The sequence below is a fragment of the Sphingomonas radicis genome, assembly GCF_051400635.1.
GTDB lineage: Bacteria > Pseudomonadota > Alphaproteobacteria > Sphingomonadales > Sphingomonadaceae > Sphingomonas.
In genome coordinates this window covers 484450-497162 of the sequence record NZ_JBLFFG010000002.1, presented here as the reverse complement: position 1 = coordinate 497162, position 12713 = coordinate 484450, and the positions used below count along the sequence as shown (strand labels likewise).

Here is a 12713-nt window from a genome sequence, read left to right as displayed (position 1 = left end):
CACCTCTCCCCCTTGCTGTTACAGCGTATCCACCGATGGCCGGGTTGCAAAGGGCGCCGCCAAACTGCCATCCTATGGAGCGAAGGGCAGATGCCGTGACCGACCAGTTCGAAGCATTTCATGCGCGGGTGATGGCTGATCCGGCGCTGCAACGGCGGCTCGATTGCGGCATCTTGCCTGAGGATTTCGCCACTGCGGTGGAGGTAGCGGCTGCAGGGTGGGAAATCCCGCCGGATCAGCTTCGGCCAGGCGTGCGTCGACCTTCACCAGCCTTTGCACTGCACCGCGAATGGGCGCCTCCCGGCTGGCTGCCGGCTCAAATCCATGAGAGCGAGCAGGGCCCCATTGTCGATTGGGCATACTTCGGTGATCGCCTGCTCGATGATAGCTTCTATCATGACGCAGTCGCGCGGGCAGTCGCACGCCCGTTCAACAGGTTATTCCGTCACGCCACGCGACTGGACGACCTGATAGCCTGCACGCGTCCGCACGAGGCAGCCCGATTGGCGGGGTTCGTCTTTCACATGTCACGCTGCGGTTCGACACTGGTGTCGCAGATGTTCGCGGCGTTGCCCGGAACCGTCTCGCTCTCCGAACCTGGGCCGTTGGACGCCGTGGTGCGGCTGGCGATCCGTGCCGAGATCCCGCGTGAACGGGCCATTGCAGCGATGCGCGCCATTGTGGCGGCGTTGACGCGGCGACGCGGTGGCGAGCTGAGGGCGGTGATCAAGCTGGACAGCTGGCACATTCTCGCGCTGCCGCTGTTCCGCGCTGCCTTTCCGAATGTACCTTGGGTCTATCTATTCCGCGAGCCGGTCGAGGTGCTCGTCTCCCATATGCGGATGCGAGGTTATCAGACAGTCCCGGAGGTGATGCCAGCGGGTCTGTACGCGCTGGACGGGGTGTCGCCGGCCGAGCCAGAGCAGCTGTGCGCGCGGATATTGACGCAGTTCCACCAGGCTGCATTCTTTGCATTGCAAGCGGGCGAGGGGCTGGCAGTTGACTACGCCGAGTGTCCGGACGCGGTTGCTGCGCGAATTGCGCCGCATTTCGGAATCGATCTGTCTGAAATGCAGCGCTCGGCGATGGCGAGCGTCTCCGATCGGAACGCCAAGGCGAGAGATCTGCCTTTCTCGCCCGATGCGGTGGAGAAGCGGGAAGAGGCGAGCGACGCCATCCGGGTGGCTGTGCATGGATCTCTGGCCAGACTGCACGAGCAACTGGCGGGGATTCAGTGCGTCGGAGGAAGCTCGCGTGCCGACAGGTGATTTCATCGAGCCGGAATCGCGAAGCGCCACTGGTAGTAAGCGCCGCATGGGCAGCAGACGGGGAGCCAAAGCTGTTGAACGATGCCGTCCAGTCGTCGAGCGACGGAACGTACCGTTCACCGGCGAGAAGGCACGGAGGGGCATTCGCAGTGTAGAGCCGACCATAGTTGGCCGCGTTGCTCTCCATATTATTATACGCGTGGGAACCCGTTTCGTTGTAATTGAGGTTCGCGGCAATCCGGTATTTTTTGTCGATCAGCATGATCGAGAGGCTTCGCCGTCGCGTGGATCGACGAACACCACTTCGCGCTCACCGGGGTTAGTCGTCCCTCATCAGTATCAGTTCCGAAGTGCCATCAGTAGCGCCTGCAATTGTGGCTGTACTGCACCGCCGATCGGTGAACCCAGAGGTACTCGCCCGGCGAGATGCAGCATCGCCATCCCATGTACCGTAGCCCACAGGAGATGGGCCTTATCCGCCAGTTGAGGCGCATCCGCATTCGGCAGCAATTGCGCCAGCAACGTCAGCAGCAGCTTCCAGCTTGGCGCGTCCGGTGGTGGTCCCTCCCGGTCAGTCTCCCGCTCGCCCAACCATTCGTCGAACATCAGGCGATACGCATGCTCGTTGGCGATGGCGAACTCCAGATAGGCCACGGCCATGGCGATCAGCCGGCGGGCCGGATCTGCATCCGCCTCGGCGAATGCGGCCTGAAGCGCCTGCGCGAAGTCGGCGGAAATCTCGGTCTTCAAGTCTTTGAACAGCGCGAGCTTGTCGGGATAATAGCGATAGGCGGTCATTGCGCTGATGCCGAGCGTCGCGGCGAGCCCCCGCATGCTGAGGTTGCGCGCGCCGCTTTCGCGGACCTGCCGCAAGGCCGCCTCGCGCAGCTTGCGCCGGGCGTCGTCGGGTCCCGCCCAGCCCGGGTGCGCCGCTGTGGTCATCTACCCGCCAGCGCCTCGCGCGTGGCCTGCGCATAGGGTTGCGAGACAGGCACGACGAGGCCGTTGGCGAGCTCGACCCGCAGCGTCCGGCCGCTGCGCCCCCAGGACTGGACCGCCGCGCGCGCGATCCACCAGCAGCGATGGACGCGCATGCCTGCATCGTCACCCATCATCGCTATGGCGTCCCGCATCCGCATCAGCACTAGCGCCGATCCGTGCGGGGTATGCACGCGCACATAATGGTCCTCGGTCTGGAGGCAGAGGATCGGCCCGTGCAGATGCCTGGGAAGTCGCTCGAGCAGGGCATGCGGTTCGGCCGCGGCACGAATGGGAAGCGCCGGTCCGGCAACTGCCACCGGCGGCGAAGATACGAGGTCTGCCCCAGGCAGCGGAGCCGGAATCGAGCGGCGCGGTCCGCTGAGCAGCGCCGTGGAGATCAGCGTCAGGCCCCCGCCGATCAGGAGCGTCTTCAGATAAAGATGAGCGAACTTTTCGATCGCGGGAACGAACGCGAACAGCGTCTGCACGGCGGCCGCGACGAAGAACAGCATCGGCAGCGCGGCGAGCGCGACCTTGAAGACCAGCCGCTGCCCGCGCCCGATCCGGTCTGCCAGAGGGCTGCAATCGAGCAGCGAATCGACCACCAACACCAGCACGAACCAGACCGCCGACAGTCCGATCCAGAAGCCCATGCGCTGCAGCGGATCGCTCTCGAAGGTCCTGAACGGGCCGAGCGTCGCCAGCACCAGGCCCAGCACTACGGCGAGTCCCACTTCGGCCCATAGCCGTTCGACCCAGGCGGGAAGTGGCGAAACGGCGAAATCACGCATCGGCAATGCTCCGGCTGTCGCGCTTACGGTGTAAATTCACGAACCAATCGACGCAACCGCGTAGTTCGGTTCGCAACCGAAAACCTGCCGCGGCTAACCGGCACCGCCCTTTCCAAGAGCGGGAGCTGATCATGCTGCGTAGAATCTCGATGCCGATCCTGGTGCTGTTCGCCTCGGCGGCTATCCCCCACAACGCCATCGCGCAAATCGCAGCGGAGGAGGAAGCGCCCGGCCGGACAAGCGAATCGGAGTTGACTGGCTTCGTCGGCTTGGGACCTGGCCTGCTCCCGCGTTACGAGGGGTCTAGCGACTATCGCCTGCTTCCCTTCGCGATCGGCACGATCCGGCGGGGCGGCGTCTCGGTGGATTTTCAGGGAGCACGGCTCCGCGCGGACCTGATCCCGGACGAGATATTGGCACTGGGGCCGCTCGCCGGTGTCCGGCTGGGACGCGACGACGACGTGGACGGTCGCGTCGGGCTGCTCGACCGAATCGACACCGCCGTCGAGCTCGGCGGATTCGTCGGGCTCCGGCTCGGCGGCGATGCACGCGGCCAGGGACAGGTCCTGCTCGACCTCACCGCCATGGCCGACGTGGCGGGCGTGCATGATGGCGTGCTCGTCTCCGCCACGGCAGGGTATGTCGCCTTGCGCGGCCCGCAATTCTCGCTGTCGCTCGACACCCAGGCGACCTGGGGTGATGCGGCCTACACGCGCACCTATTTCGGCGTCACCCCCGGCGAGTCCGCGCGCTCCGGTCTTGCTGCCTATCGTCCCGAAGCGTCGTTCCGCGACGTAGGTGCAGGCGCGACGCTCGGCTATCAATTCGATCGACGATGGGGGCTGATCGGCAGGATCGGCTGGACCTATCTCGTCGGCGACGCCGCCGACAGCCCGATCGTTCGCGACGAAGGCTCGCGTCACCAGGCCGCGGGCGGAATCGCGCTGACCTATCGTTTCTGAAACCGGGGATGGGCCGATGTCGCGCGGCAAACGTCTGATGCTCGCCCTCGCCGGGCTGGCGCTGATCGCCTGCGCAATCGGCTGGTACGGCACCTGCCTGTGCTCGGCACGGCAATCCAGCCCAGAGGAACAGACCCAAAGATGACGTTGCTGAAGTCATGCGCCTTCGCCGCGCCACTCGCTGCCCTGCTCGCGGGGTGCGGCGCAGCGACGCAGGAGATCACCGAGCCCGAGCCACTCCCCGTCGAAGTGGTGGCGGCCCGGCCCGGCGCCACTGAGGGCGCCATCGCGGCGGTGGGCCGGATCGCCCATCAGCGCGAGATGGTGCTCGCCTTTCGCGTGCCGGGGACGATCGCCAGGCTCGGCACCGACATCGGCGACAGCATCGCGCGCGGCGAGACACTCGCCGAGCTGGACGCGCGCGATCTGGCGGCGCGCGTGGCCCATGCCGAGGGGGACGTTCGCCGCTCCGAACGCGCGCTCGCGCGCTATGCGGCGCTGAACGAAACCGGCGCCGTCGCCCGGGCCAGCTACGAGGATGAGCGCACCGCGCTCGAACAGCACCGCGCGGCGCTGCGCGCGGCGGCGTTCGATCGCAGCTCCGCGCGGCTTGTCGCGCCGGCCTCCGGAGTGGTGCTCGAGCGGATCGCGCAGGCGGGCGAAACCGTCGCGGCCGGGCAAGCCGTGTTGCGGGTTGCGGACAGGACAAGCCCTTTGTTGGTTCGCGTGCCCGTGCCCGAAGCGCAGATCGGCCGCGTGCGGATCGGTGCGCCTGCCCGTTTGACGATCGCCGGGCGGGCCGAGCCGGTGGCCGGGACCGTGGCCCGCACCGGCGCGCGCATCGACCCGCAGACCGGCACCGCCGAAGTCGAGGTGCGCTTGTCCACAACCGCCGGCCTGGTCAGCGGAATGACTGGCACGGTCACGATCGCCACCGGCGCGGGCGCCGCCAGCGCAGTCGCCTTACCGGCCGAGGCGGTTCTTGAAGCGAGGGGACCGCGCGCCGCGATCTTCCTCTACGAGCCCAAGGCGCAGCGCGTCCGTCGCCGCGAGGTACGTTTCATGGGCTTTGCGGGCGAGGAAGCGCTGGTCGCGGGCGTGCCCCTTGACGCGCAGGTCGTGACGACGGGCGCCGGCTTCGCGGCCGACGGCCAGCGCGTCCGCGTGACGGGAGGTGCGCGCTGATGCGTTTCAATCCCGCGGCTTTCTTTGTCCGGCGCTGGCAGTTCACGCTGGTGCTCTTTGCGCTGTTCGTGCTGCTTGGGCTCAATGCCTTCCGCGCGATCCCCCGCACCGAGGATCCGCAATTTCCCGCAGCCTTCATGACCGTTCGCACCGTGATGCCGGGCGCGACGCCGCTGGAGATGGAGCAACTCGTCTCAAGGCCGATCGAGGATGCGCTCGACGGCCTCGACGATGTCCAGGAAGTGCGCTCGACCAGCGGCGACGGCACGTCGCAGGTCCGCGTCGAGTTCATCTGGGGCGTCAACTCGGACCGCAAATATGACGAGGTGGTGCGCGAGGTGACGGCGCTCCGCTCGCGCCTTCCCGCCGGCGTCACGCGGATGGACGTGCAGCGTGCGCGCACGATCGAAGTGTCGATCATGCAAGTCGCGCTGGTGAGCGAGCAGCTGCCGATGCGCCGCCTCGAAAAAGTCGCGGACCGATTGCGCGAGGCGATCCAGCGCGTGCCCGGGGTGCGTGACGCCAACTATTGGGGCGTGCCGCCCTCCGAGATGGGCGTCGCGCTCGATCTCGGGCGGCTGGCGCAGCTGCGCCTGCCCGCCAGCACCGTAGCCGACGCGCTGACCCGGGCCGGGGCCGAAGCGCCGATCGGTGTGGTGCATGCCGGGGAGCGGCGGTTGACGGTGCGGCAGGGCGGCGCATTCGGCAGCATCGCAGCAGTCGAATCGGTGCCGGTCGCCAGTCGCGATGGCCGGGTAGTTCATGTCCGCGACGTCGCTCGCGTGACGTGGGAAACGGTCGAAGCGCAGCACATCACGCGCTTCGGCGGCAAGCGCGCGGTGCTGCTGTCTGCGAACCAGAAGCAGGGGGCGGACGTCACCGCGATCACGCGCGACCTTCGCCGCACGCTCGACGCCTTCGAGAAGACTCTCCCCGGCGGAGTGAAGCTCGAGCGCGCCTTTTTCCAGGCCGACAATGTCAGCCATCGCCTGGGCGGGCTCACGCGCGACTTCGTGCTTGCGCTCATCATCGTCGCGATCACGCTGTTGCCGCTCGGCTGGCGCGCCGCGGGCGTGGTGATGGTGTCGATTCCCTTGTCGCTGCTCATGGGGCTGGCGCTGATCCACGCCTTTGGGTTCAGCCTCAATCAGCTGTCGATCGCAGGCTTCGTCCTGTCGCTGGGACTGCTCGTCGACGATTCGATCGTGGTGACCGAGAATATCGCCCGCCGGCTTCGCGAAGGCGAGACGCGGAGCGAGGCGGCCGAGCGCGGGACGGGGCAGATTGCGCTGGCGGTCATCGGCTGCACCGGCTGCCTGCTGCTGGCATTCCTGCCGCTGATGATGCTGCCCGGCGGACCCGGCACCTTCATCCGCTCGCTGCCGGTCGCCGTGCTCGCGACCGTGGCGGCGTCCTTCATCGTCTCGATGACCATCGTCCCCTTCGTCGCCAGCCGGCTCCTCTCGCCATCGCACGATCCGGAGGGCAATCGCCTGCTCCGGGCGATCAACCGGGCGATCCACCGCCTCTACCGTCCCATGCTCCATTACGGGCTGGAGCGGCCGCGGCGGACGCTCGTCGCGATCCTGGCCCTTTGCCTGCTCAGCGTGCCGATGCTCGGTGCGATCGGCACCAGCCTGTTCCCGCCGGCCGAGACGCCGCAGTTCCTGATCCGCGTCGAGACCCCCGAAGGCAGTTCGCTTGCCGCAACGGACCGCGCGGTGGCGCATGTCGAGAAGCGGCTCGCGCGCGAGCCCGGCCTGGCCTGGTACGCGGCCAACAGCGGGCGCGGCAATCCGCAGCTCTACTACAATACCGCCCAGCAGGAGCCCGCGCCCAACTTCGGCGAAGTGGCGGCTGCCTTTCCCGAGTGGCATCCAGGTGAAAGCGGCGGGCGGATCGCGCAGTTGCGCCGCGAACTCGCAGCCTATCCGGGCGCGCGGATCAGCGTGCACGTGTTCGAGCAGGGCGCGCAGACCGATGCACCCGTGGCGATCCGGATCAGCGGTCCGGATCTCTCCACCCTCAAAAGGCTGGCCCGATCGGCGGAAAGCGCGCTGCAGGCGACACCTGGGCTGCGCGACGTCGGAAACCCGCTGCGGCTCGATCGTACCGACCTGACGCTCGGTATCGACGAGACCAAGGCGGCGGCGCTGGGCGTGCCGGCAGGCGATGCACGACGGATTGCGCGGCTGGCGCTGAGCGGCGAGCAGGTTGCGCGGTTCCGCGACGGCGATGGCGACGATTATCCCGTTACCGTGCGCCTGCCGATGGAAGCACGCAACGAGCTGGCGGTGCTCGAGCGGATCTATGCGCCGGGCCGGGACGGCGCGGCGGTACCGCTCGCGGCGATCGCAGCTCCGGCCACGGCGGGCGGACCGCCACGGATCGATCGGCTCAACCGCGATCGGATGGTCACAGTGACCGCCTATGTCCAGCCGGGCTTTCTCACGTCGCGGGTCACCGAGGACGCGCGCCAGCGAGCCGAGCGCGCCTTGACCCTCCCGCCCGGTTACCGGCTTTCGCTCGGCGGCGAGGCGGAGGAACAGTCCGAAAGCTTCGCCGGGCTCGGTGCAGCGATCGTGATCGCGATCCTGGGCATCCTCGCCGTGCTCGTGCTCGAGTTCGGGCGGTTCCGCACCGTAGCGGTGGTCGCCGGCATCATCCCGCTCGGGCTGTTCGGGGCGGTGACGGCGCTTTGGCTCACCGGCTATTCGCTGTCGTTCACCGCTACGATCGGGCTGGTCGCGCTGATCGGAATCGAGATCAAGAATTCGATTCTGCTCGTCGATTTCACCGAACAGCTCCGCGTGGAGGGTTTGGGCATGCGCGAAGCGATCGAACGCGCCGGTGAGGTGCGCTTCCTGCCGGTGCTGCTCACTTCGGTGACGGCGATCGGCGGCCTGCTGCCGCTCGCGATCGAAGGGTCGGGACTCTATTCCCCGCTTGCGATCGCCATCATCGGGGGGCTCGTCTCCTCCACTCTCCTGTCCCGGATCGCCACGCCGGTCATGTACCTGCTGCTCGCTGGCCGCAGGGAGGAGAAGCCTGCATGAAACGCCATTTCGTATCCGCCTTGCTCCTGTCTCTCGGCGCCTGCACGGCAGGTACCGATTATCGTCCGCCCTTGGTGGAGATCGCGCCGGCATGGCGTGGCCCTCCGTTCGCCTCTTCCTCGACGGAGAAGGCGTGGTGGGAGAGTTTTAACGACCCGTTGCTAGAACGGCTGATCGCGACCGCGCTCGCGCAGAATCTCGACATCGAGCAGGTGCTGGCGCGAGTCGATCAGGCGCGGGCAGCGCTCCGCGCTTCGGGAGCGTCGCTGCTTCCCTCCGGCACGGTTGAAGCGAGCGCCGCGCGGGTCCGCCAGTCGACCGAGAGCGGCATTGGCCGGCTCGCCGGCGTCGCTCCTGGCTTCGATCGCGCCATCAGCCAATATGATCTCGCTGCCAGTGCGACGTGGGAGCTCGACCTGGCGGGCGGACTGCGACGCGGACGCGAGGCCGCCGTCTACGAAATGGAGGCCGCGCAGGCGAGCGGCGCGGCGATGCGGCTGACGATCGCGGGCGAAGTGGCCGATGCCTATGTCCAGCTTCGTGCGTTTCAGGTCCAGCACGGCATCGCGCGCGAACAGGCGCATGCGGCGGGGCGGCTCGCAGGGCTGGTGCGCGATCGCGCGCGTGTCGGCGAGGCATCGCGGCGCGAAGTGGTGCAGGCCGAAGGCGCGGCGGAGGCCGCGCGCGCAGTGATTCCCCCGCTCGATGCAGGGATCGAAGCGCAGCTGAACCGCGTCGCCGTGCTGCTCGGCCGCGCACCTCAAGCCGACCGGCTCGCGCTCGACCTGCCCGGCGTCATCCCGGTGGCGGCGCTGGATGGTGCCGGGACTCCCTCCGATCTTGTCCGCCGGCGCCCCGATCTGATCGCAGCGGAGCGGCGGCTCGCCGCCGCGCATGCACGGATCGGATCCGCCCTCGCCGAATATTATCCCCGCTTTTCGTTGTCCGGGCTCTTCGGCTTCCAAGCCAATTCGGGAAACGCCTTGTTCTCGGGCGGAGCCAATGTCGTCCAGGGCGCGGCCGGGCTCCGCTGGCGCCTGTTCGACTTTGCACGGATCGATGCCGAGGTAGCCGCCGCGCGCGGTGCGGAGCGCGAGGCGCTGGCTGCGTATCGGCAGGCGGTGCTGCGCGCGGCTGAGGACGTCGAGACGAGCTTTGCAGCCTTCGCCCGGCAGCGGGAGCGCCAGACCTCACTTATCCGCCAGGTTGCCGCCGCACGTGAAGCCCGCGCGCTCGCCGAGCAGGCCTGGCGCATCGGTGAGGTCAGCCTGATCGAAGTGCTCCAGGCCGACCGGGATCTGCTCGCCGCACGCGCGAGCCTGGCCGAAGCCGAGGCGCAGACAGCCCGCAACCTGATCGCATGCCGGCGGGCATTGGGAGGGTAATTCCTGAATGGGAAGTGATGACATGAACGAGACCCAGACGATCCTGATTAGGGGTGTGTGAACCCAGCAGGACACCGCGCGACCGGGCTGCAAGCATATTTATATGATTGATCACTTTCGGCGCTGAGAGTAGCAGCAGCTCCACAACCGATCGACCTTCCAAAGTTAGGAGAGTCGTCATTATGGGGAGTATACCATGCGTAGTTCGCTCTTGCTTTCGGCGGCCGTCCTTGCGGTTCCCGCTCCGGCCTTCGCGCAGACCGTCCAGAATGCATCGATGCCGACTGATGGCCAGGCCCAGCCGGCCGCGGAAGCTGAAACGGCTCAACCTGAAACAGTCCCTGAAGAGTCCGAAGAAATCATCGTCACCGGGATACGCGCCAGCCTTGCCCGTGCCGCTGAAATCAAGCGGGACGCGCCACAGGTCGTCGATTCCATCGTCGCGCAGGACATCGGCAAGTTTCCTGACCCGACCACCGCCGCCGCGCTCCAGCGCGTACCCGGCGTGCAGGTCACCGTCGGCGGTAACAACGAGATCGTGAACCCCTTGGTCCGGGGTCTGTCCGACATTCTGACGACCCTCGACGGGCGCGAGATCTTCACCGCTGAAGGGCGCGGCTTCGCGTTTCAGGATCTTCCGGCGGAAGCGATCGCGCGCGTCGACGTCTACAAGTCCAACACGGCCAATCTGATCGAAGGTGGCGTAGCAGGTACGATCGATCTGCGCCTCAACAAGCCTTTCAACTACACCAAGCCCACGATCGCGCTCAGCGGGAAGCTGAACTATCCGTCGAACGTCGAAAAGCTGGGCCCTCAAGCGAGCTTCCTGGCCACGGATCGGTGGGACACCGGGATCGGTGAGATCGGCGCGCTGATCAACGTGTCGTGGTACGACATGCCGTTCAACCGGCCGTATAACTATGTAGCGGAGCGTCGCTCCGGCAATGCTGCGGCGCCAGGCGCGGCCGGCCTCCTGCTGCCGATCTCGACCGGCGGCCTCAATGAGTTCGGACGCTACCAGCGGCCGCAGGCGAACGGCTCAATCCAGTGGCAGGCGACGCCGAGCCTCGAGATCTATGTCGATGGGCTCTATTCGGCTTATCGCAGCAAATTCACCACCGGATTCTACGAATACCGCCTGGGCACGGCGTCGAGCATCACCGGCGTGACCGTCGGCGATAATTGCTTCACTGCGAACGTCGGACCCGACGGGTTCAATCCCAACGCAGCCACGGACCCGGCGCTGATCACACAGCAGAACCTGTGCGACTTCACTTCAGCTACGTTCAACAATCTCGAGTCGTTCACGTCGACGCAGGCGCATAACAATCGCACCGACACCTGGCTTGCCGCAGGAGGGTTCCGTTTCGACCGGGATCGCTTCAAGGCCAATGTCGACGTCAGCTACGAACGCTCGATCGTCAACAATGAGAACTTCATCGTAGATATCGGCAAGCGCGTGCCCCAGGCGACGCTGGCGCTGTCCAATGCCGACAACACGCCCGCGATCACCGCTCCCGGCAATCCGATGGCGAACGTTAACGGCTTCACCTATGTCAACGGGCTCTTCCAGGATTATGTCCGTTCCAGCGGTGGCCTGTTCGCGGTCAAGGGCGATGCAACCTACGAGGTTGGCGGATTCCTGAAGACCATCGAAGTCGGCGGCCGTTTCGCGAACCGGACCGCGCTCTTCGAGCAAGTGCAGCTTGGCATCGCGCCTCCAGGCGGCTCGTTCGCCACCTCGATCGGCAGCCTGCCGACCGAATTCGCGCCCGGCATTCCGCAGATCAACCTGGGGGCGCCGTTCATCCTGCCGTCGCGCGACTATCTCCTCTCGGGTGAAGGCCAGTCGGCGATCCGCGCGCTGTTCGGCGCTCCGGACGGCCGGCCGCCGTTCGATCCCACGCGTCGCTTCGACGTCGCCGAGAAGAGCTACGCAGGCTATATCCAGGGCGGCTACGAAGTCCCGTTCGGCGACGGCCCGGTTGTGCTCGATGGCCGCGTCGGCGTTCGCTACACGCGCACCGATCGCGACATCACGGGCACCGGCGTGGTCAGCGGCAACCCGGTCACCACCACGGCGTCCAAGAGCGATTCGGATTGGCTTCCCAATGCCAGCGCCCGCCTGCAGCTCGGCGGCGGCCTGCAGTTCCGCGCGACCTATGCCCGCACGCTATCCCGTCCCTCGTTCGGATCGCTCAACCCGGGCCTGAACTATCTCGTCTCCACCAACCCGAATATCCGCAACAGCGGTTCGGGCGGCAATCCGGATCTCCGTCCCCAGAAGTCCGACAGCTTCGATGCAACGATGGAATATTACTGGAAGGACGGCTATTTCGCCGTTGCCGGCTATTACCGCGAGATCACCGATCGCGTGATCAACGGCGTGACTGCGGAAACGATCGACGGGATCGTCTACAACATCTCGCGTCCGCGCAACGTCGGTAGCGCCAAGCTGAAGGGCATTGAGGTTAGCGCGCAGACCTTCTTCTCCTTCCTTCCCGGCGCGCTCGCCGGTTTTGGCGCCTTCGGCAACTTCACACTCGCCGATTCCGAAGTGGGCGGCGACGATCCGCTGGCGGGCTACAGCCTCCAGGGCGTCTCCAAGTATAACTTCAACGCCGGCCTGCTCTACGATCGTTCGGGCATCTCGGCGCGCGTCGTCTACACGCACCGATCGAGCTACTTCGATGAAGATCGGACCGGCGCTGGCGACGTTCGCCCGGTCGGGACACCCGTGTGGCTCAACTATGTTCGCCCGAACGGCCGGCTCGACTTCAGCATCGGTTACGACGTGACCCCGAACATCACCGTCACCGCCGAGGGCAGCAACATCCTGCGTTCGCGCTATCAGAGCTACATCAACAACGAGTACCTCTGGCGAGACACGCGGACGGACGACAGCATCTATGCGGTGAGCGTCCGCACGCGCTTCTGATCCTTATCTTGGAGCTGCACCGGAGCCCGGGGCAACGCCCCCGAGCTCCGGTCAGGACGACTCCGCCCGTCTTTTGGTTGCGATGCGAGGAGTCACGCGGCCGGCAGCCGAGCGCCAACGAACTCGCTTACGTTTGAGGCGTGAGGA

At 66.6% G+C, this 12713-nt stretch carries 9 protein-coding genes; 7 read left to right on the top strand and 2 right to left on the bottom strand.

The genetic code is table 11. From position 1 onward, the window contains the following. Nucleotides 1–95: 95 nt before the first annotated feature. Nucleotides 96–1268: a hypothetical protein gene (locus tag ACMGDH_RS09275; protein ID WP_436827658.1), complete on the top strand. Its 1173-nt coding sequence runs from the start codon at nt 96–98 to the stop codon at nt 1266–1268. Nucleotides 1269–1607: 339 nt separating this feature from the next. On the opposite strand, the gene ACMGDH_RS09270 is transcribed toward ACMGDH_RS09275, so the two are convergent. Together ACMGDH_RS09270 and ACMGDH_RS09265 are read right to left on the bottom strand one after the other, a co-directional pair. Continuing rightward, nucleotides 1608–2210 carry a TetR/AcrR family transcriptional regulator gene (locus ACMGDH_RS09270; protein WP_436827657.1) on the bottom strand — a complete coding sequence of 201 codons (603 nt, stop codon included), beginning with the start codon at nt 2208–2210 and terminating at the stop codon, nt 1608–1610. Further along, the gene (locus ACMGDH_RS09265; RefSeq protein WP_436827656.1) at nt 2207–3040 is read right to left on the bottom strand and encodes a LytTR family DNA-binding domain-containing protein; all 834 of its coding nucleotides are present in this window, start codon (nt 3038–3040) and stop codon (nt 2207–2209) included. The genes ACMGDH_RS09270 and ACMGDH_RS09265 overlap by 4 nt, the downstream gene beginning before the upstream one ends. A gap of 131 nt (nt 3041–3171) precedes the next feature. On the opposite strand from ACMGDH_RS09265, the gene ACMGDH_RS09260 reads away from it, so the two are divergent. The 6 genes from ACMGDH_RS09260 to ACMGDH_RS09235 all read left to right on the top strand — a co-directional run bounded on the left by ACMGDH_RS09260 (nt 3172) and on the right by ACMGDH_RS09235 (nt 12566). After that, nucleotides 3172–4002: a MipA/OmpV family protein gene (locus ACMGDH_RS09260; protein ID WP_436827655.1), complete on the top strand. Its 831-nt coding sequence runs from the start codon at nt 3172–3174 to the stop codon at nt 4000–4002. 16 nt (nt 4003–4018) lie between these two features. Continuing rightward, nucleotides 4019–4147 carry a hypothetical protein gene (locus ACMGDH_RS09255; RefSeq protein WP_436827654.1) on the top strand — a complete coding sequence of 43 codons (129 nt, stop codon included), beginning with the start codon at nt 4019–4021 and terminating at the stop codon, nt 4145–4147. Continuing rightward, nucleotides 4144–5187: an efflux RND transporter periplasmic adaptor subunit gene (locus tag ACMGDH_RS09250; RefSeq protein ID WP_436827653.1), complete on the top strand. Its 1044-nt coding sequence runs from the start codon at nt 4144–4146 to the stop codon at nt 5185–5187. The genes ACMGDH_RS09255 and ACMGDH_RS09250 overlap by 4 nt, the downstream gene beginning before the upstream one ends. Further along, nucleotides 5187–8243 carry an efflux RND transporter permease subunit gene (locus tag ACMGDH_RS09245; protein WP_436827652.1) on the top strand — a complete coding sequence of 1019 codons (3057 nt, stop codon included), beginning with the start codon at nt 5187–5189 and terminating at the stop codon, nt 8241–8243. The genes ACMGDH_RS09250 and ACMGDH_RS09245 overlap by 1 nt, the downstream gene beginning before the upstream one ends. Further along, on the top strand, nt 8240–9628 hold the full coding sequence (locus tag ACMGDH_RS09240; protein WP_436827651.1) for an efflux transporter outer membrane subunit: 1389 nt from the start codon (nt 8240–8242) through the stop codon (nt 9626–9628). Before ACMGDH_RS09245 ends, ACMGDH_RS09240 begins: the two co-directional genes overlap by 4 nt. 196 nt (nt 9629–9824) lie before the next feature. Next, nucleotides 9825–12566 (top strand): TonB-dependent receptor, encoded by a 2742-nt coding sequence (locus tag ACMGDH_RS09235; protein ID WP_436827650.1) that lies wholly within the window; start codon nt 9825–9827, stop codon nt 12564–12566. Nucleotides 12567–12713 lie beyond the last annotated feature (147 nt).